This window comes from Acidaminococcus sp. AM33-14BH (assembly GCF_003603525.1).
GTDB classification, from domain to species: Bacteria; Bacillota; Negativicutes; order Acidaminococcales; family Acidaminococcaceae; genus Acidaminococcus; species Acidaminococcus intestini.
The window spans coordinates 55,650-75,850 of sequence record NZ_QTNG01000002.1; the positions used below are offsets into that span (position 1 = coordinate 55,650).

The 20,201-nt window shown below is 51.3% G+C and carries 20 protein-coding genes; all 20 read right to left on the bottom strand.

Features of this window, described 5'->3' with window-relative positions; translation table 11 throughout:
- Positions 1-3 precede the first annotated feature (3 nt).
- The gene (gene gctA, locus DW817_RS01725) at positions 4-963 is read right to left on the bottom strand and encodes a glutaconate CoA-transferase subunit A (protein WP_009016071.1); all 960 of its coding nucleotides are present in this window, start codon (positions 961-963) and stop codon (positions 4-6) included.
- Between the two features lie 417 nt (positions 964-1,380).
- Positions 1,381-2,835: a CCA tRNA nucleotidyltransferase gene (locus tag DW817_RS01730; protein ID WP_120110725.1), complete on the bottom strand. Its 1,455-nt coding sequence runs from the start codon at positions 2,833-2,835 to the stop codon at positions 1,381-1,383.
- A gap of 21 nt (positions 2,836-2,856) precedes the next feature.
- Positions 2,857-4,263, bottom strand: a complete 1,407-nt coding sequence (locus DW817_RS01735) for an Rne/Rng family ribonuclease (protein WP_021736352.1) — start codon at positions 4,261-4,263, stop codon at positions 2,857-2,859.
- Positions 4,260-4,979 carry a TIGR03936 family radical SAM-associated protein gene (locus tag DW817_RS01740; protein ID WP_016459927.1) on the bottom strand — a complete coding sequence of 240 codons (720 nt, stop codon included), beginning with the start codon at positions 4,977-4,979 and terminating at the stop codon, positions 4,260-4,262. Before DW817_RS01740 ends, DW817_RS01735 begins: the two co-directional genes overlap by 4 nt.
- Entirely contained in the window at positions 4,976-6,838 is a 1,863-nt protein-coding gene (locus tag DW817_RS01745; RefSeq protein WP_009016074.1) for a TIGR03960 family B12-binding radical SAM protein, read from the bottom strand. The genes DW817_RS01740 and DW817_RS01745 overlap by 4 nt, the downstream gene beginning before the upstream one ends.
- A 12-nt stretch (positions 6,839-6,850) precedes the next feature.
- A complete protein-coding gene (gene rodA / locus DW817_RS01750; protein ID WP_009016075.1) occupies positions 6,851-7,963 on the bottom strand; it encodes a rod shape-determining protein RodA in 1,113 nt (370 codons plus the stop codon).
- A gap of 13 nt (positions 7,964-7,976) precedes the next feature.
- Positions 7,977-9,797 (bottom strand): penicillin-binding protein 2, encoded by a 1,821-nt coding sequence (gene mrdA / locus DW817_RS01755; protein ID WP_009016076.1) that lies wholly within the window; start codon positions 9,795-9,797, stop codon positions 7,977-7,979.
- Positions 9,798-9,818: 21 nt separating this feature from the next.
- The gene (gene mreD, locus DW817_RS01760) at positions 9,819-10,325 is read right to left on the bottom strand and encodes a rod shape-determining protein MreD (RefSeq protein ID WP_009016077.1); all 507 of its coding nucleotides are present in this window, start codon (positions 10,323-10,325) and stop codon (positions 9,819-9,821) included.
- A complete protein-coding gene (gene mreC / locus DW817_RS01765) occupies positions 10,322-11,209 on the bottom strand; it encodes a rod shape-determining protein MreC (RefSeq protein ID WP_009016078.1) in 888 nt (295 codons plus the stop codon). Before mreC ends, mreD begins: the two co-directional genes overlap by 4 nt.
- A gap of 14 nt (positions 11,210-11,223) precedes the next feature.
- Positions 11,224-12,258 (bottom strand): rod shape-determining protein, encoded by a 1,035-nt coding sequence (locus tag DW817_RS01770; RefSeq protein WP_120110728.1) that lies wholly within the window; start codon positions 12,256-12,258, stop codon positions 11,224-11,226.
- A gap of 17 nt (positions 12,259-12,275) precedes the next feature.
- Positions 12,276-12,965 (bottom strand): DNA repair protein RadC, encoded by a 690-nt coding sequence (gene radC, locus DW817_RS01775; protein ID WP_009016080.1) that lies wholly within the window; start codon positions 12,963-12,965, stop codon positions 12,276-12,278.
- The gene (locus DW817_RS01780; protein WP_021736351.1) at positions 12,904-13,527 is read right to left on the bottom strand and encodes a nucleoside triphosphate pyrophosphatase; all 624 of its coding nucleotides are present in this window, start codon (positions 13,525-13,527) and stop codon (positions 12,904-12,906) included. The genes radC and DW817_RS01780 overlap by 62 nt, the downstream gene beginning before the upstream one ends.
- 10 nt (positions 13,528-13,537) lie before the next feature.
- Positions 13,538-13,807: a DUF4321 domain-containing protein gene (locus tag DW817_RS01785; RefSeq protein ID WP_009016082.1), complete on the bottom strand. Its 270-nt coding sequence runs from the start codon at positions 13,805-13,807 to the stop codon at positions 13,538-13,540.
- A gap of 1 nt (position 13,808) precedes the next feature.
- Entirely contained in the window at positions 13,809-14,234 is a 426-nt protein-coding gene (locus tag DW817_RS01790) for a SoxR reducing system RseC family protein (RefSeq protein ID WP_009016083.1), read from the bottom strand.
- 10 nt (positions 14,235-14,244) lie between these two features.
- Positions 14,245-14,745 (bottom strand): hypothetical protein, encoded by a 501-nt coding sequence (locus DW817_RS01795; protein ID WP_014128090.1) that lies wholly within the window; start codon positions 14,743-14,745, stop codon positions 14,245-14,247.
- A 206-nt stretch (positions 14,746-14,951) separates the two neighbouring features.
- Positions 14,952-16,082: a sodium ion-translocating glutaconyl-CoA decarboxylase subunit beta gene (gcdB, locus tag DW817_RS01800; protein WP_009016127.1), complete on the bottom strand. Its 1,131-nt coding sequence runs from the start codon at positions 16,080-16,082 to the stop codon at positions 14,952-14,954.
- A 37-nt stretch (positions 16,083-16,119) separates the two neighbouring features.
- Positions 16,120-16,557, bottom strand: a complete 438-nt coding sequence (gene gcdC / locus DW817_RS10925) for a sodium ion-translocating glutaconyl-CoA decarboxylase subunit gamma (protein WP_009016128.1) — start codon at positions 16,555-16,557, stop codon at positions 16,120-16,122.
- A gap of 78 nt (positions 16,558-16,635) precedes the next feature.
- On the bottom strand, positions 16,636-16,962 hold the full coding sequence (gene gcdD / locus DW817_RS01810) for a sodium ion-translocating glutaconyl-CoA decarboxylase subunit delta (protein ID WP_009016129.1): 327 nt from the start codon (positions 16,960-16,962) through the stop codon (positions 16,636-16,638).
- A 47-nt stretch (positions 16,963-17,009) separates the two neighbouring features.
- Positions 17,010-18,509, bottom strand: a complete 1,500-nt coding sequence (locus DW817_RS01815) for a carboxyl transferase domain-containing protein (RefSeq protein WP_035196092.1) — start codon at positions 18,507-18,509, stop codon at positions 17,010-17,012.
- Positions 18,510-18,898: 389 nt separating this feature from the next.
- Positions 18,899-20,188: a [Fe-Fe] hydrogenase large subunit C-terminal domain-containing protein gene (locus tag DW817_RS01825; RefSeq protein WP_009016131.1), complete on the bottom strand. Its 1,290-nt coding sequence runs from the start codon at positions 20,186-20,188 to the stop codon at positions 18,899-18,901.
- Positions 20,189-20,201 lie beyond the last annotated feature (13 nt).

The following is a 20,201-nucleotide window of genomic DNA, read 5'->3' on the forward strand; positions in this document are numbered from 1 at the left end:
TAATTAGCCCTCCTTCGTCATATCAACATGATACCCAAGACCAGGAACAACCTTCAGGTTGATGAGGCGGGTTGCGCCCAGTTTGTTCAGGTATTCATCGTGATCTTTCAGGTCGAAGACCCATTCCTTGCAGAATGCATCGAAATCTTCCTGGGTCTTGGAAACAACATCGTAGACCTTCAGGAACGGATTATCATAGTCATACAGGCCGAAGCACTGAGACGGATGAGCGCCATAAGGAGCCAAGACAACCGCATCTACGCACATGCAGGGGATGTCGTTTTGGGTCGGATCGCGGCGGATTTCTTCGTTGCTGATGATTTCTTCGCACGTAACAATGGTGTGCTTAGCAGCCATAGCAATATCGACATCCTGGAACTTGCCGCCCCAGATGCGAACCGTACCATCCGGAGAAGCCTGCTGGGCATGGATGATGGCTACATCAATCTGAGGAACAGGAATGGCGAGGACGCGCTGTTTGTCGTTGAACGGGTTCTTGATTTCGACAAATTTGTCATCAGGAACCTTATCGAGGGTCTTGCGGACTTCCTTACTGATGCCCCATTCGGTTTCAAGACTGGAGCCCTGCATCAGGGAAACCGGAAGGAACGGAAGGCCAAGGGCAGCGGCATGCCACATCATATAGATGACATCCTGGGAATAATCTTCCATGGTGAGTTTGCCCGCTTCGAACCATTTACGGAAGCGTCTGGAAACATTCGTTACACCAGAGTTAGCCGTGTAGCAGTTGATATATGCCTTGACACGGCCACAGCCAATGAGCATATCCCAGTCACCGCCGGCAGCACCGGAAAGTCCGGTCAGGTCCGTGATTCCCTGTCTCAGGATTTCATAGACGGCTGCATACGGTTTACGGTCAGTCGTAAAACCACCCAGTGCAAGATGGTCACCACTGTGGACATACTTTGCAATAGCGTCTTTTAACGTCATTACTTTACTCAAAGCAAAAACCTCCTTTTAATTTCCATACTTTGGCTAAGCATGCTGAAGTTCCGGAACCATCGTCCGCTAAATCATCCATCCCCCTTTGAACATTCTCGATTCAGGTTCCGATTGGTATCACTCTTCATAGTACAAAGCGATTATAACACAAATAACTATTTTTTTAAATTCAATTTCAAGGATTTATGCGTTTTTTAACAATTTTATATGAATTCGGACAATTTTTTTATTAAAAAACTAAAAAAGCCCATTTTTCCTAGGTTTTTTCTAAATAGGCCCCATAACAATAATCGTGCTTTTTCCTTTTTTCCACGAAAATAGCTAAAAAAATGTTACATATGAAAAAAAACCGGGACCCCGTTTTCAAGGGGTATCCCGTATGCAATCAAAATGTAGTTATATTTTTAAACGGAAACGTTAAGACGTGGGTCCTTTTTCTTTTTCCTTTTTCCACCAGATGTCCGCTGCTCTCTGGAGCGCTTCAGGGGTATTGGAAAGATTTCGGTCCTGAACACGGGAAAGAAGCAGGGGCAGCAGCCTTTTAAGGACCCTTTGCGGAATTCCCGCAGCAATAAGGTCCCGCCCGCTTATGGCAAGGTCTGCTGTATGGACGGGCATAGTACCGGCCATCAGAAAAAGCTGATCTGCAAAATGGCGCGCCAGCGCCTGACTTTCTGCCGAAGCCGTTGTGGCTGCCATATCGGCAAGGCAAAGGGTCCCCAATTCCCGGAATGCTTCCTGCAAGTCCTTGGTACAGCGGAACGCCCCGCTGCGGGCTTCCTTCCGAAGCCAGCGCCAAAGTGCCGCATCCGGCAGGAATCGAGCAGGTCCAAAATGCATATGGTTTCCTACAAGAAAAGCCACACGGTTCACTAGGGCTCCGTTTTCCCCCAGACGGTGGAGAATGCTTTCCGCCATGGCTTTTCCCACCTTGTCGTGTCCATGGTCACTGGGCATGCCATCGGGGCGAATGCCCCTGACACCTTTCCTTCCCTTCCCCACATCGTGAAGCAGGATGGCCCATCCCAAAGTCAGGGAACCGTCACTGTGGTCCAAGGCATGCCAGATATGGCCCCATACATCAAAGGGATGGAAGCGAGGATTTTGAGGGACACCCACAAGATCGAGAAGCTCCGGCAAAATGGGGACGCTTTCATAGGTTCCCTCTTTTTTGATTCGGCACGACATCCCTGCAAGACCGCTTTGGACCATGAGATTCATGCCCTGACCAGCGTAGGGTGCCCTAAGAAGTTTATGCAGCTCCGCCTTGACACGGGAAAGAGAGAGGCCCTTTGCACGCGATGCCTCCGCCTTGATTGCCGGGAGGATACCAGCCTCGGGAAGAAAGCCGAGCTGTGCGACAAAACGGCAGGCCCTGAACATGCGCAGGGCATCTTCAGAAAAACGGTCCGAAGGAGATCCTACCACACGCAGGACATGATGCTCAAGGTCACGCTGTCCGCTATAGGGATCGGTCAAGTTCCCCGCAAGATCCATCGCCATGGCATTGACCGTAAAGTCCCTTCGTGCCAGGTCTTCTTCCAGGGTCTGGCAGTACGCAACACCGCTAGGGCGGTGCGCATCCGTTCCATAAACTTCCTTGCGGTAGGCAGCAACTTCAACGGCTCGTCCTTCTACAAGAAGGACCAGGACACCGAAATTTTCGCCCAGGTTTTCCACAACAGAAAGACCCGCCCCTTTGCAAAGACGGCGGGTTTCTTCCGGTCGGGCGCTCGTGACAATATCGTAGTCATGGGGATGCTTTCCGCAAAGCAGATCGCGCACGGCTCCGCCAACGACATAGGCTTCAAATCCATGTTTTCGGAACAGTTCCAGAACCGTTATGACATATGAAGGAAATAGGGCCGCCATCAAGGGGCCTCCTTTCATGACTTAATCCCCATCAGGGGCATTGAGGAGCGTAAAGACACCCACGGCCAATGATGGATTGGAAACCAAGCGAATCTTGGCACCAAATTCCTGTTCCATGTCTTTCATCCCATGGATGCGAATCCATTCCTCTACCAGAGGGTGAACAGAAAGGACCAAACTGCGGGCCATGGCATGATCGAGATAAAGGCTGCGCAGCCGGCGCCGGATTTCCACATAGACCGTTTCTGGCGATTCCACACGGCCGCTTCCCTGACACATGGGACAAGTCGTATAGACGGTACCAAAGAGATTGCGCCGCGCCTTCATCCGCGTCATCTCCACAAGATTCAAGGCTGTCATGCCCATAACACGGGGCTTCATGCGGTCCATCGCAAATTCCCGGCGCAAGAGGTCCAGGATTTCCTCCTGTTCCTCCTTGCGCTCCATATCAATGAAATCAGCAACGATGATGCCGCCGATATCCCGCAGCCGTAACTGACGGGCAATTTCCAAGGCCGCTTCCCGATTCGTGGCAAGGCTCGTCTCCTCCCTGTCACTGCCAGTTGAATAGTGCCCGCTGTTGACATCAATGACCGTCATGGCCTCCGTATAGTCAAAGACAAGAGAACCACCGCCAGGCAGGGGAACCACCCGGTCAGAAATGCTGGCAATTTCTTCATTGAGTCCATAATGGGTAAAGAGATCTTCCTTTTCCTGATACCATTCGGTCCGGATTTCCGTAAGGCCCATATCTTGAAGAAGTTCTTCCACCGTATGATAGGTCGCTTCATCATCGACAATGATTTTTTGCACATCTTTTGTCACATAGTCCCGGATCATACGGATGGACAGATCCAGTTCCCGATAAAGCAGCTGCGGGCCCCTCCCCACTTTGCTTCGGCGCAGAAGGACCTGCCAACTGGCAAGGAGCTGACGCAAATCATTTTCGATTTCCTCGTCGGCGGCCTTAGCCGCTGCGGTTCGGATGACAACCCCCATCCCCTCAGGAAGACTCTTTTGGACGAGCGTCCGCAGACGAGTGCGGAGGGATTTGCAGGTAATCTTCCGCGACAGGGAAATACGATTGCCAAAAGGTTCAAGGACGATGTAACGGCCCGGCAAGGTCACGTTTCGCGTGACACCCGGCCCTTTGGTTCCCCGACAGTCCTTGACAACCTGGACAAGAAGCATCTGGCCTTCCGTCAGGCGATCCTGTTTATGCAGTGTCAGGAACCCATTTTTCCCCACATTAAGATCGATAAAGGCAGCCTGGATGCCAGGCACAACATTCGATACACGGCCTCGGTAAATATTGCCAACAAGGTTTCCCTCCCCACGGCGCTCAACGGCAAAGTCGCGGAGCTTGCTGTCAAATACCAGTCCCATGCGGGTTTCTTCCGGTTTGACACTGACAAAGATGGCGGTCATAGGGCGCCGCTTTCCAGCGTCATACCATCTGCCTGAAGGAGCGGCCTTTTTTCTCCATTAGGGCCTGCTGCGTATAGGTCAAGACGGGCAATATCCGCTTTTTCAAGGTCAAGGGAGAGACCGAAGTCATCGTGAAGGACCTTCAAGAGCTCGGCGGCCTTCATGCTGCCTTCCTGGGAAACCAGACAGTCAAATTGGAGCGTCAGCATGCCCCCTTCATATGAAGCCTGCACATAGGGGACGAAAGCTTTGGCATCCACGATGCGCGGGCTGCCCTTGCCCTTGCCATGTGTTTTCGTATAAAGAGCCTTTTCCGCCCTTTCATAGCGCTGAAGCCCGTCTGAAGGATCTGCCGCACAGGGGACCTTCACCAAATAAGTCGTTCCTGCAACCGAAGCCATGAGTTTCGGGGCCTTATCATCTGCTAGGTCGGCACGTACGATATGGATGCCCATGGGAAGATTACAGGAAAGGGCATCAACGAGGTCCTTTAGGGGGACGGGCTCCCGCAGATATAGTTCCAGAAATTCGGCCCTGCTCGTCACCCCTACACTCAGGGCAGAAGCCAAGGAAAACTTCATATGGGGATTAAAGCCTTGGGAATAGGCAACAGGAATCCGAGCCCGACGAATGGCTTTTTCCAAGGTTTTCAGATATTCCAGATGGGAAATGAACCGGATTCCGGATTCTTTTGTGATCTGCAACCGTAGTTTCATGCTTCCTTCCCCTTCCAATCAATGATCTTGACCCCCAGCTGCTGACAGACCTGACAGCCCGTACAGGCTCCACGCCGACAATCCGGGGTCAAAGCAGCTTCCTGGGCCCGTTCGTATTCTTTCCACAGGAAGCCACGGGAAACGCCGCAGCTCGTGTGCTCCCAAGGAAACTTCTCATTTTTTCCGCGCGGGCGGTTGTTGTAGAAGGCCATATCAAGTCCAGCTCCTTCAATGGCTTTTTTCCAGCGGTCAAAGGAAAAATGTTCGGACCAGCTGTCAAAACGGGCCCCGTCCCGAAAAGCCAAGTAGATGGCTTTGGAAAGACGGCGGTCGCCCCTGGCAAGGACGCCTTCCATGAGACTTGTGAGGGAATCATGATACTGGAAATTGACATTTTTCATCGTGTCGAAGACTTCCTTAAGGAGCATATGCTTCCGGTCAAATTCTGTTTTTGTATTCTGTCCCACCCAAGCAAAAGGCGTATAGGGTTTGGGGACAAAGTTGGACACGCTTACCGTAACGCGGGCCCCAAAGCGGCCCGTAATCTTTTTGTACTGCCATTTCACGGCCCGGGCAAGATGAGCAATCGCAAGGATATCCTCATCGGTTTCTGTCGGCAGGCCGATCATGAAATAAAGTTTTACCTGGGACCAGCCATTTTCAAAAGCCGCGCCCACCGCATCCATGAGATTTTCTTCTGTAACTCCTTTATTGATCACATCACGCATGCGCTGGCTGCCGGCTTCAGGAGCAAAGGTCAGCCCACTCTTACGAACGGCCTGAACTTCCTGTGCCAGTTTTACAGAAAAACTGTCAATGCGCAGACTCGGCAGGGAAACGCTCACCTTGTCATCCTTGAATTCTTCCAAAAGATCCCGTACCAGGGGATCCAACTGAGAGTAGTCCGCCGTACTTAGGGAGAACATGCTCATTTCGTTGTATCCTGTTGCCGGTACCAGTTCGCGGGCCAGTTTCTTGACGTTCTCCGGTGTTCGTTCCCGAACCGGACGGTAAATGATGCCTGCATTGCAGAACCGACAGCCGCGGGAACAGCCGCGGAAGAGTTCCAGCATGATCCGGTCATGAACCGTGTCTCCATAAGGAACAATTGGATGGGTCGGAAAATCAAGATCGTTGATATCCGGTTCCACCCGCTTATAGACCGTTGCCGGAACGCCCGGTTCATTGGGTGTCACAGACTTGATGGTCCCGTCAGCATGATAGGTCACGGTGTAGAAACTCGGTACATATACGCCCTGGATCCTAGCCACACGGCGCAGGAATTCCTTCCGTCCACCGGGTTTTCCTTCTGATTTCCAGGCCCGGTAGGCATCGGAGACTTCCACAATGATGCGTTCCCCATCGCCAAGCATACAAAAATCCAGGAAATCAGCCAAAGGTTCACTGTTAAAGACACAGGGACCGCCAGCACAGACAAAGGGATCATCAAGGCCGCGGTCCTTGGCCCAAATGGGAACCCCGCCTAGATCCATCATATTCAGGATATTGGAATAGCTCATTTCATAAAGGAGGGTAAATCCTACAAGATCAAAATTACCAAGACGGCGGCTCGTTTCAAGGCTTTCCAAAGCAATCCCGCGCTCTCGCATCTTGTCTTCCATATCCACCCAGGGCGCAAAGACCCGTTCAGCTTGGATATAGGGCTGTTTATTGAGAATGGCATAAAGGATCTTAAACCCCAGGTAACTCATGCCAATTTCATAGGTATCAGGAAAAGCGAGGGCAAAGGAAACCTCGACCTCGCTTTCCGGTTTGACGATGCTGCCAAATTCCATTCCCGTATAACGGGCTGGTTTTTCAACAGCACTGAGGATATCAATCGGTAAATCCTTGTGCATAGGGCCTCCTTACTAAAATCTCAAGGTCTTGGGATGAGCATGGATATTCATTAAAAGAGCCACCATGAGCATATTGGTCGTAAGGGAACTGACACCATAGCTCATAAAGGGCAGCGGAACCCCTGTTACGGGCATAACATTGCTCGTCATGCCCACATTGACCAGGATATGAAAGGTAAACATAGAAACAATCCCAACAGCAAGCAGGGTTCCAAAATCATCGCTTGCATGAAGGGCAATCGTGATGCCCCTGACGATGACAATCAAGTAGAGAATCAGGATCAGTGTCACCCCAACAAACCCAAACTCTTCGCCGGCCACGGCGAAAATAAAGTCCGTGTGATTTTCAGGAAGAAAGTTAAGCTGGCTCTGGGTTCCATTAAAAAGACCACGGCCAAAAAAAAGACCGGAACCAATAGCAATCATGGACTGAATGACATGGTAACCACTCCCGTACGGTTCAAGTCCGGGATTGAGGAAGACGCGGATCCGGTTTTTCTGGTACTCATGAAGCATGTGCCAGATAAGAGGTGCTGAAGCAAGACCCAAACCGCCCATGATGAGAAAATAACGGATCCTGAAGCCGCAGATGATCATTGTACCTAAGAGAATCGCCATAAAGACGAGGCTTGTTCCTAGGTCAGGCTGACGCATAACCAGGAGAAAAGGAACAAAGACATAGAGAAAAACAGGGATCCAACTGCGAAAGTCCGTTAACGTCGGCAGCCGCGATTCCACAAAAGAGGACAGACAGACAATCATGATAGCTTTGGAAAACTCACTGGGCTGAATGCTGATGGGGCCCAATTGGAGCCAGCGCTGCGCACCTAAAGCACTTTTCCCGACAACCATGACGGCAACCAGCATAACCAGATTGAAAATATACAGAGGTTTGGCAACATGTTTTAAGATGCGGTAATCAAAACGCATCAGGTAACCGCCCAAAATGAGGTTCACGATAACAAAAAGAGCCTGCCGAAAAACAAAGCGGTAGCGATGGGGACCGGGAATATTGGCATGGGTAGCACTGGCAATCAAAACAAGGCCGATAGCAATGAGCAGCATGACGCTCAAAAAAAGGACCTTATCCACGTTCCGAAAATACTTTTTAAAGGAATGACGCATGCTTTCTCCTCACTTACCCTTTCTTCTTCGGGGTCGTTTTATCTTTCGAAGACCCGCTGCCGGGCTTTTTGACACCCGGTGTCGTAAAGGCATATTCCAAGATAGACTGAACAATAGGCGCGGCTGAAACCGACCCATAACTGCCCTGCTCCACAACGCAGACCACAACAAGGCTGGGATTCTTGGCCGGAGCATAAGCAATGAACCAGCCATGGTCCCTGCCATGGGGGTTTTCTGCCGTACCGGTCTTACCGGCCACATCAACAGGCAGGGATTTTAGGGCCGATGCTGTCCCACCTTCTTCCGTCACCGCTCGGAGACCGTCCTGGATAAGGTCCAAGGTTTTCTGGGAAACCGGCAGACTACCTTCTTCCTGCGGTTCAAAGCGTTCGGCTACACTGCCGTCGTCGTTGATGATCTTGCTCACAAGATGGGGCTTGTAGCGCTTTCCATCGGTCGCCACAGCCGCAAGCATTTCCGCAACCTGCATGGGTGTTGCCAAGGTAAAGCCCTGACCAATGGCTGTATTGAACGTATCGCCCAAGTACCATTCGTCTTCAAAGACCTTTTTCTTGTAAGCCGGGGTTGCAATAAGGCCTGAGGCCTCCCCATGAAGGTCAATCCCAGTTTTCTTCCCAAAACCGAACTTTTCGGCATATTGGTCAAGCAAATCGATGCCGAGGCGATTGCCCATTTCATAGAAATAGACGTTATCCGAAGCGGATAGGGCCCGTTTGAAATTGATCCATCCTAAGGCTTCACCGCCAGCATTGCGCATATCGACGAGCCAGTGTCGGCCAGAGTCAAAGATGAGTTCATCGGGAGTAACTTTCTTTTCTTCAAGGGCTGCCGAACCCGTAACAATCTTAAAAGTCGATCCCGGCGGATATTCGCCGGCAATGGCTTTATCCGTCATAGGATGAAATGGATCCGTATTGATGTAGTTCCAGTTCTTTTCACTGATACCGTTTACGAACCAGTTGGGATCAAAACCAGGTCGGGAAACAAGGGCCTTGATTTCCCCGTTATTGGGATCAAGGACCACGACGGCGGCACCGCGGGCTCCAATGGCTTTGAGCTGCCGGTCGACGGCGGCTTCAGTGATACGCTGGAGCTTAGCGTCAATAGTAAGCACCAGCCCTTGACCAGGCTTTGGTTCCACCTTGTCCATGACCTGGATAACGCGGCCATTGACGTCGACTTCCTCTCGGTAACTGCCGTCCGTACCGCGCAGGTACTTATCATAATAGCTTTCCAGGCCAAATTTACCGATGATGTCACCTGCTTTGAGGTTTTCATAAACACCCTGTTCGATTTCATATTCACTGACTTCGCCCACATACCCCAAGGCGTGGACAGCCAGTTCCTTATTGGGATAAGTTCGGACAGGCTGGACCTCAATCATGACATCAGGCAGGTAGCGCAGGTTTTCTTCTACTTTGGCGACCACGTCGGGCGGTGCGTTGCGCACAATACGGATAGGTTCTGCCGAACCGCCATGGAGATTGATGGTTTCCTTGATCTTGTCCACAGGAATATGGACCAGTTCCGATAGGCGCTCGATTGTTTCATCCCTGTAGCCCGTGTTGCGGTGTGCCAAGGAAACCATGAAACCGGGCTGATTATTGGCCAGTTCCTCCCCATTACAGTCATAGATGATGCCCCGCGGCGCAAGGATCCGCGTGTAGCGCGTCCGATTACCCTCGGCTTGACGGCTGTAGTAACTGCCCTTGATGATTTGCAGATAGAACATGCGGCCAATCAAGAAAAAGACGATGAGGGCAGAAGCGACGAGCATGAATTCCAAGCGATACGCATATTTTTTATTCAGCACGATGGTATCCTTCCTCACTCGTTACAGATGATAATAATAGGAATGGCGGCGCAAGAAGCGCTCCTTGACCTTTTGGTAGATGACCCAAACAAGAGGGGCCATAATGAGGTTCCAGCCAATGGAACGCAGTGTCCAAAGCGCAAAGGGGACAAAAGGCATCCAGCGATGGAGCATGACGCAGAGAAACAAGCCCCGCACCACACCCAGAAGGAGCGTCACGAGTGCGGTTAGAATCATATAAGTAGGCATCCGATCAGCAAAGACGTTCATACGGTTGCTGCCAATAAAAGCACCCACCAAAGCGCGTGTCACCAAATGATAGCCAAAATAGCCAAAAGAGACCACATCGAGGAAAAGCCCCATACCAATTCCATACAGGGCCCCTTTGCGGCCTCCTTGATCAAGGGCATAGAGGATAAGCAAAAGAAGAAGAAAATCAGGAGAATCATACGTGGTAAAAAGGAGGAACCAATGGGTTTTCAAGGAAAAGAGGAAGAGATTAAGGAAGAGCCACAAGAAGGTGTTCATCGGCCAGCTCCCCCTTTAATGTTCTTATTAGGATCTTTTCCCTCTTCGCGGAGAAAGTCAGCAAAACCGGCATAGTTCGTAATGACAAGGGCTTCTTCCAGATGGGTATAGTCCACAGAGGGAATGATTGAAGCCGTTTTGGTCAGACCTCCCGGATCCATCTGAACATCTTCCACGGTGCCAATGACAAGCCCCTCTGGATGATAGCCAGTATATCCGCTTGAAACAATTGTATCACCAGGGAGCACATCCGCGTTCCGGGCAAGGTTGCGCATTTCAAGGGAAAGATCGGGGCCGGCAACACCATTTACAATCCCGGCGGCCCTGGAATCACCGCGCAAGTTAAGCCCTCCCAAGCTGCTCCGCGAACTCGTAATCAAAAGAACCTTGGACATATGGGGATAGACCGCATCGATGATGCCAATGATCCCGGAAGCATTGACGACAGGCATATTAAGTCGCAGCCCCTCATCACTGCCTTTATCAATGAGGATAACATCCTTAAAATCCCCCATGTCCCGGCTGATGACCTTGGCCGGCATGAGTTCGTATTTGGGATGGAGCTCCTTGAACTTCAGAAGTTTGCTGAGCCGTTCGTTCTCTGCCTTCATGGCAATGAGTTCCACATTGTTCTGACGCAGGTCGTCGTTCTCCGTCTTGAGTGCCGCATTTTCTTTCTGCAGCGTCCCTTTCGACGTAAAAAAATCCGATACACTGCGGGCGCCAGAAGCGGCCCCACCGACTATGAAATTGATGGGTCTTACAAGGGTGGCAATGGCCGAATTGACCACAGTAAAACGTGAGAGGGCATCAAGGATGATTCCGCCCACGAGAAGGCCAATGACCACAAAAATGGCCAGCCTAATTTTTCTTTCCTGCATCATGCTTCTACTCTTCCTTATTTATGACTCTTGGCAGGATGGTTCTTCCGCCGGAATGAATTAAAGTTGCGTGCGGCCCTACCCGTACCGAGGACAACACAAAGAGGTGCATCGGGCGCAATCCGTACGGGCATGCCCGTATCACGGGCCATGACCCGGTCGAGATTGCGCAAAAGAGCTCCGCCGCCCGTCAGGACAATGCCCCGGTCCATGATATCGCTGGCAAGTTCCGGCGGGGTCATTTCAAGGGTGGTCTTCACCACATCGATGATTTCACGAAGGGGCTCGTAAAGTGCCGGCAGAAGTTGATTCTGGTTTATTGCAAGCGGCTTGGGAAGGCCTGTAAGCAGATCCCTGCCCCGGATTTCCATGGCCTGGGGCTGTGTACTTTCAGCAAGGGAACCAATTTCCATCTTCATCCGCTCAGCCATTGCGGGACTGATCATGAGATTGTACTGTCTCCTGATATACTGAACCAGAGATTCATCAAGGGCATCGCCGCCCAATCGGAGCGTCCGGGAAAGGACAATCTTTCCCATGGAGATGACCGCCACTTCCGTTGTACCGCCGCCCAGGTCCACCACCATGTTTCCCGCCGCTTCCCGGACGGGCATATCAGCCCCCAATGCAGCAGCAAGGGGTTCCTCAATAAGATAAGCGTCCCGCGCGCCGGCTTGAGTTGCCGCGTCGATGACAGCCCTGCGTTCCACGGCTGTGACACCGCAGGGAACGCTGACAACAAGCGTGGGCTGAACAAATTTACGCCCACGAAGTGCTTTTTTGAGAAAGATGCGCAGCATCGCGGCAGTTACATCGAAATCAGCAATGACCCCATCACGCAAGGGACGAAGGGTTTCAAGAAAATCCGGTGTCCGGCCTTCCATCTGTTTGGCTTCGCTGCCAACAGCCAGTATCCTGCCCGTTTTTTTATGGCGCGCTACCAAGGAGGGTTCCCGGACAATGATGCCATTTTCTTTTGTATAAATCAAAGTATTGGCTGTTCCCAGGTCCACGCCCATGGTGGAAGACAGGGAGCCGAACAAATCAAACACGCATGATCCCTCTTTCTTTATAACTGATCCGCATCTTTAAAACTGTAGTAGATTCCATCACCAATAATGATATGGTCCGCCAGCGGAATGTCCATCAAGCCCCCCACTTGAGCCAGGCGCTCTGTCAGACGGATATCGGGACGACTGGGCATTGGGTCCCCGGACGGATGGTTATGGACAAGGATCAAGGCAGACGCATGATGATGAAGGGCGGTCTCGAAGATTTCCCGGGGATGCACCGTTGCCTGACTGGCACTGCCAACAAAGACCTCTTCGATTCCCAGTACTTTTCCCTTGGCAGAAAGCAGAAGAGTCAGGACATGTTCCTTCACTTCATAGCGAAGCCGTTCCATAACCATACGGGCGGCATCGCCGGGACATCTGATCCGGTCTCCTTGGCGGCTTGTTTTTTCCGCAAGGCGACGGCCCAATTCAAGGGCAGCGACAATGACCGAAGCCCGAGCTGGGCCAAGTCCCTTCACATGGGTGAGTTCCTCAATCCTTGTCACACGGGCCAATTGGTCGAGATCCATCTCCCTACTGGTCAAAAGTGAAGCGATTTCAAGGGCCGATGCACTGCGCGTTCCCGAACCAATGAGAATGGTCAATAGTTCCGTTACGCTTAGGGCCTTGGCCCCTTTTTGCTTAAGCCGTTCCCGAGGCCGTTCCTCGCGAACAATTTCGTGCATGGAGCAGTGTTGTGTCATCTAGTTTCACATCCAGTTCATCGAGTGCTGTAAAAAGAGTGGCAAGAGGCAGACCAACAACATTGCTGTAGGAGCCTTCTATGTGAGGAATGAAAAGGGCGGCCGCCCCTTGGATCCCATAGGCCCCAGCCTTATCCATTGGTTCTCCTGTTCCAATATAGCGATGAATAAGCCTGTCCGTAAGGGGGCAAAACGTAACCTGCGTTGTCGTCACGGAAAGATGTTCTTTGCCGCCTAGGCTCACATAAAGACCTGTATGGACCTTATGGGTCCTACCGGAAAGGCGCCGCAACATGCGTACGGCCTCCTCCCGATCCTTCGGTTTGCCAAGGATGCCACGCTCATCAGCGACAACCGTATCAGCAGCAATAACCAGGGCATCTGGTGCCACCGCAGCCGCAACTTTCCGCCCTTTGCGAGCGGCATTTTCACGAACCAGGGCCTCTGGAGAAAGGGCTTCCGTCACTTCCTCCACATAGCTGTCCATCACAAGTGGATCCATGCCGACCTGCACAAGAAGATCCTTGCGCCGAGGGGACTTTGATGCCAAAATGACCTGCATGACAGCCTCCTTATAGATGCTGAAAGATCACAAGGGCCAAAATCATGCCGATGATGGCCACCAAATTGGGAGAAAACGTAAAGCCAAAGGTAATCTTGGCGATATAAAGGTCCACATCGACAGGGGGAATGTTAAGGACCTGATACTTATGGATCAAAAAGGCCGTACCAGCCCCAAAAAATTGAGACGCTTCAAGGAAGTTTCCCAAAAGACCGCCGATGATGGCACCGGCCGCAAGAAACAGGAAGAACCAGAAGCGATCCTTGGAACCAAAAGTCATATCAGCTTTCCACCCTTTCTTCCGGAAGCATGCCTTCCGTATAGTATCCTGTAACGGCCCATTGCTTACCGCGGCGGCTTGTGACATCCCGTTTAAAGGTTCGGGCATACTGAAATCCCAAAAGCCCCCAGACAATAGCGCCTATGAACATAGTCACGCCGAGGTCAAAGGGCAGATAGCGGGATACAGCACGGCCAAAAATAGCTCCCGCAAGAAGGGTCAGTAAGGGAATCCCACGAACGATCCATTTACCCTGCCGCTCACCAAGGGTCTGTTCTTCCACTTCCACATAGGTTCCTTTTTTCGCTTCACAGGTATTCCAGCAGTCAAGGATGCGCGGTTTTTCACCCTTTTTGAGGCCCCGTTCAATACGGACCTTGGCTCGTTGTCCACTGACTGCTGTCACAATTCCAATATAACGCTCCATAAAGGCCTCCTTATGCTCCGAAATCGAGAAACTGGCTGGGGTAACGGCGAGCCAGTTCGGCAATCATGCGGTCTGAACACTTAAAGAGCAGGCCGCAAAGTTTCTTTCCCTTCCGATAGACCAGGATGCGCTGGGGATTGGGATCAAGTGAAGAGTAACGATGGGTATAGCTGCCAATCTTCGTTTTCCTAAAGAAACTCTTCTTATAGTGGTTGCTGAAGCTTTCCATGTCGTTAAGGGAGATGGAAAGACGCCGTTCAATCCCTAAGCCATACATGATAATAATGAAATGACTGGGCGTCAAGGCATAGGTATAGGAAAAAGCGGTCCGCCACAGATAAAGCAAAAGGAACAAAACATTAAAGCCCCATCCCATGAGGCTGAAGCGGTATAAGGCAAAGGTGCGATACCCTTCATAGACCCAGAAAAGGGCAATGACAAAAAGGGTGACATACTGCAGGGTCCGGCGGGTTTCACCGATACCGGAGAATTCTTTCATTTCCTCGATCAATGGGAGTTCTCCTTTATAAAAATTGCTTATAGGGAACAATGGGTTCCCTTCCACGATAAACATTCTATATTATATCAAAAAATCCCTCGTTTTCATACCTTTTCCCATAGGAAAGAGTGCCTTCTTGGGCATAGAAAAAAGGACCGCTGCAGAAACCTGCAGCAGTCCTTTTATTGATGACAGAGAATTGTGCGTCATGCACAAAGTTATTTGGCCGCGCCAATCATGGCCAGCATGGTACCAGCCGCAACAGCCGTACCAATAACACCGGCTACGTTCGGGCCCATGGCATGCATGAGCAGGAAGTTGGACGGATTGGCTTTCTGGCCGACAACCTGGGAGACACGAGCTGCCATCGGAACGGCGGAAACACCGGCACTGCCGATTAGCGGATTGGTCTTGCCATGATCCAGGATGCACATGAATTTGCCGAAGATGACGCCAGCAGCGGTACCACCGGCAAAAGCGACGAGCCCCAGGAAAATAATCAGGATTGTTTGCGTCGTCAGGAAGCTTTCGGCCTTCATCGTAAGGCCGGTCCCCGTTGCCAGCATGATGGTCACGATGTTCATGAGGGCATTTTGAGCCGTGTCGGACAGACGGCCCAAACAGCCTGCCTCGGTAAAGAGGTTACCCAGCATGAGCATCCCAATCAGGGAGCATACGGAAGGAAGCAGTAAGGAGATGAAAATGGTGCAGACAATGGGGAATACCACTTTTTCGAAGTGGGAAACCGTACGGAGCTGAGCCATTTTGATCTTGCGGTCTTCCTTGCTCGTAAACAGCTTCATGATTGGCGGTTGAATAAGCGGTACAAGGGACATATAAGAATACGCAGCTACAGCAATGGCACCTAGCAGATGCGGAGCCATCTTGGAAGCAAGATAAATGGAAGTCGGACCATCAGCACCGCCAATGATGCCGATTGCAGCGGCTTCCCTTACGTTAAAGCCAAGAAGCATAGCGCCAAGAAGAGCCACGAATACGCCAGCCTGAGCAGCAGCACCAAGAAGCAAGGTCTTCGGGTTAGCAATCAGCGGACCAAAGTCCGTCATTGCCCCAACACCCATAAAAATGAGCGGTGGAAAGACTTCATACTTGATACCAGCCAGGATCAGCTTCATAACACCAGGATCGGTTTCAAACCCGGTTCTGGGGATATTCGCCAAAAGGCACCCGAAAGCAATCGGGGTAAGCAGCAACGGTTCAAAGCCCTTGACGATGGCCAGGTAAAGCAGGATGCACCCAACCAGGATCATAATGGCATTGCCCGCTGTAAAAGCCATGAAACCACTGTCCGTCAGGACAGATTTCAGAGCTACCAGAAAAGCATCCATAATCTAAACGTCCTCCTTTGATATAGGTGGCGTGAGATTAGAGAACAACCATCACGTCGCCAGTAGCAACCGTATCGCCAGCGCTGACGCGGACATCAGATACAGTACCATCTTCCGGAGCCATGATTTCGTTCTGCATCTTCATAGCTTCAAGGATCAAGAGGACATCGCCAGCTTCAACTTTGTCGCCAGCTTTGACGTTGACGGACAGAACCTTGCCAGGCATCGGAGCTTCAACCGTAATGGAACCGGCAGGAGCAGCGGCAGCTTCTTTCTTAGGAGCCGGAGCAGGAGCAGCGGCCGGAGCGGCAGCAGGAGCCGGAGCAGCAGCAGGAGCAGCGGCAGCAACAGGAGCAGCGGCCGGAGCAGCAGCAGGAGCAGCAGGAGCAACAGGAGCAGCAGCGACGGTGCCGCCGACTTCTTCAACTTCTACAGAATAAACCGTACCGTTAACGTTGACATTGAATTTTTTCATGAGAAAACCCTCCTTAAAAATGTAACTGAACTGTTTGCCTAATGGCGAATGATTGGTGAATAGTCCCTCTTCTATTCATCAAAAGTAGTGATGAGGCAGCGCCATCGGTTCCATCTTCCGTTTGTGTTCGGCAATGGCGGCCATGAGTGCTGCAGCAACTGCGTCATCCTCATCCTGGATCATAGCCAGGACAGCTGCGATGGCAGCTACCTTTTCTTCCTCTTGGCGCTTTTGAGCGGCATTGGAAGCCGGTTTTACTGGGACGGCAGCTTTCTTAGGCTGCGCTTTCTTTTTTTTTGTCGGATCGATCCAGTAAATCACTTTCATCAGGATTCCAAGGATGATCAACACACCAAATACGATGGTCATGTTGATGACCGCAATGAGCCAAGGATTCTCTGTCATGAATGTCACCTCTCTTTCCTTTTCGTAGGTAATGGTTTATATCAAAATCACAGAGGAATATTACCGTGTTTTTTCTTTGGCCGGTCTTCCTGCTTGGATTTTAACATACGCAGCGCTTTGATCAAGGTCGGACGGGTCGTCTTCGGTTCAATGACCATTTCGACCATCCCGTGTTTAGCCGCATAGTAAGGTGTTGCAAAGTTCTCGATGTATTCCTCCGTCTTTGCTTCGACATCTTCCTCATGACGGAAAATAATCTTAGCAGCTCCCTGAGGACCCATAACGGCAATCTCGGCTGTCGGCCAAGCAATGACGTGGTCGGCGCCAAGATCTTGGGCGCACATGGCAAGGTAGGCCCCACCATAAGCTTTGCGGGTCACAAGAGTAATCTTGGGAACCGTGGCTTCACAGTAAGCATACAGCATCTTGGCCCCGTGACGGATGATGCCGCCGTATTCTTGATCTGTTCCCGGCAGGAAGCCCGGTACATCAACAATGTTGATGAGGGGAATCCCGAAGGAATCGCAGAAGCGAATGAAGCGGGCCGCCTTATCGGAAGCATTGATATCAAGACAGCCAGCCATGATACGCGGCTGATTGGCAATGATGCCGACCGTACTTCCGTCCAAGCGGGCCAAACAGGTAATGATATTGCGGGCATACATACGATGCGGTTCCACATATTCACCGTTATCGACGATACTGCGAATGATCTTATACATGTCGTACGGCATATGGGACCCATCAGGAATGATGGTATTGAGTGATTCATCCATGCGGAACGCGCTGTCACCTGTATCATAGACCGGCGGCTTTTCCCGGTTGTTCGAAGGCAGGAAGCTTAAAAGATACCGGATCTGTTCCAAGCAGTCTGCATCGTTTTCCGCCGCAAAATCAGCCACGCCGGAGCGGGTGCTGTGCGTGAAGGTTCCACCCAGGTCCTCCTGACCAACATCCTCGCCGGTTACGGATTTGACGACTTCCGGACCGGTAATGAACATCTTGGAGCTCTTTTTCACCATGTAAATGAAGTCTGTCAGGGCCGGGCTGTAAACAGCACCGCCGGCACAAGGGCCCATGATGGCCGAAATCTGCGGAATCACACCGGAAGAAAGGGTGTTCTGCTTGAACATCTTCCCAAAGCCAGCAAGGGCATCCGTAGCTTCTTGAATCCGGGCCCCACCGGAATCCGCCATGCCAATGATGGGTGCACCCGTTTTTAAGGCCATGGCCTGAACCTTGGCAATCTTATTGGCATGCATCTCACCCAGGCTACCGCCTTCGACGGTAAAGTCCTGTGCAAAGACAAAGACTGTACGACCATTGACCGTACCATAGCCAGTTACAACCCCATCACCAGGCAAGTATTTCTTTTCCTGGCCGAAATTGGAGCAACGATGTTCCACAAATTTATCAAGCTCTACAAAACTGCCTTGGTCCAAAAAAGAATTGATGCGTTCACGAGCCGTCATCTTTCCGGAATCGTGCTGTTTGGCAACTCTTTTGGCACCGCCGCCAGCTTCTATTGTTTCGTAGCGCTGCAGCATATCATCGATTTTTTCTCTAGTAGTCAAATGCGATACCCCCTTATGGATCTGTATCGAAAATCTAAAAATTCATTAATTTACTAAATATTTAAAACAGAGTCATTGTAACATAAATTGCAAAAACTGACTAGTTGTTTTCACCAAATAGCCTATAGGAAAAAGCTTGCCCCCCCATGGGATTTTTCTTATATATCCAAGAAAGGCAATGTAACGGTTTTCGTTCAAGGCACTGCATTGTAGATGATAGCAAGATTTCTGACAACTTGCAAGCAAAGGGGAAGCGCATTTTTCCCACACGTTTTTCAAGCCCGCATGGGTTCTCATTCTCTTTCCCTTCAGCCCATAAGTTTTCTCAGTTTTGCCTTCAATATGAGTTGACACCCCAGCCGTCATTTCTTTCGAGATTGGCGCGACCGGATGATGCAGTCTTCCTCCTTGGCAAAGCCCCGAATGACATCCTCTGCAAAGATGCGGCAGGTTGGCGCCCCGCAGGCTCCGCAGTCAAGGCCGGGGAGCCGTTCCGCAAGGGCCGTCAGCCGCTCCATCTTTTCCATGGCCGTCCCAAAATCAGGGTCAAGGGGCGGAGCCGGTTTTGCCTGGAGGGACTTGATAAAGTCCTTGGACCTTGGGAAATTTTCACAGATGCGGGCGGCCTGCATCGCTTCCCTGCGGTCCTCCCGCTCCCGTTCATGCCGCAGCATGGCCCGTCTTTCAAGGTTCTTTGTCCCGACAAATTTATTGACGGCCACACTGGGCCCACCGACACAGCCACCGTCACAGATATAGCAGCTGACGTATTCAACGTCGGTGAGACTCCCCAACGTAATCTGCTTTAGGACCTCATCCACGTCTTCCGGTCCGCTCACGCTGAGTCCATGACGGCATCCCGTAGAAAGCAGTTCTCCTCGCTCGGTGCCCCAAAGCAGTTCATAGCTGGTTCCCACGAGAGCTTGGGGCAGTTCATTTTTTTCTTTCCGGATCTCACTGATGACAACGGAAAGAGGTCCATAAAGGGATGCCAGTGTAAAAGAGCCGGTTACGGCCGTATGGGCTACATCCACCGACTGATGGATATTCGTGCCCTTCGCGGGACAGGGAGAAAGGAACCATATGCCTACATCCTCCGGCACCAGATTCAAGCGCTTCATGGTTTCACGCCGTACATAGATAGCGGCCGCTTCAGCCGGTGCAAGGGCTGGAACAACGTGACAGATGAGTTCCGGATATTTTGTTTGAATCAGGCGGAGCACAGCAGGACAGGCAGAGGAAATCACAGGATAGGACCCTTCATAGGAATCAAGATAGGCTTCGATTTCCTCACTGATATAGTCCCCGGCAAGGGGCACATCAAAAACACTGTCAAACCCAATTTCCTTGAGTCCCTGCCAAAGGATGGATGCAGAAATGTTTCCATCAAACTGGGCATAGAAAGACGGTGTTGCCAAAGCAATGTTGACCTTGTAGCTTTTCAATTCCTCCAAAGGTTCCACCAAAGCGGCAATGGCTCGGGTCGGACAGCAGCGGATACATTCCCCACAGTCAATGCAGCGGTCGGAAATAATGACCGCTTTGCCATCCCGGACCCGGATGGCCTGGACAAGGCATTTCTTGACACAGAGGAGACACCCGGTGCAACGGTCCTCTTCGACACGAACGGAATTCAAATAGGAACGATCCACAGAGGGTCACCTT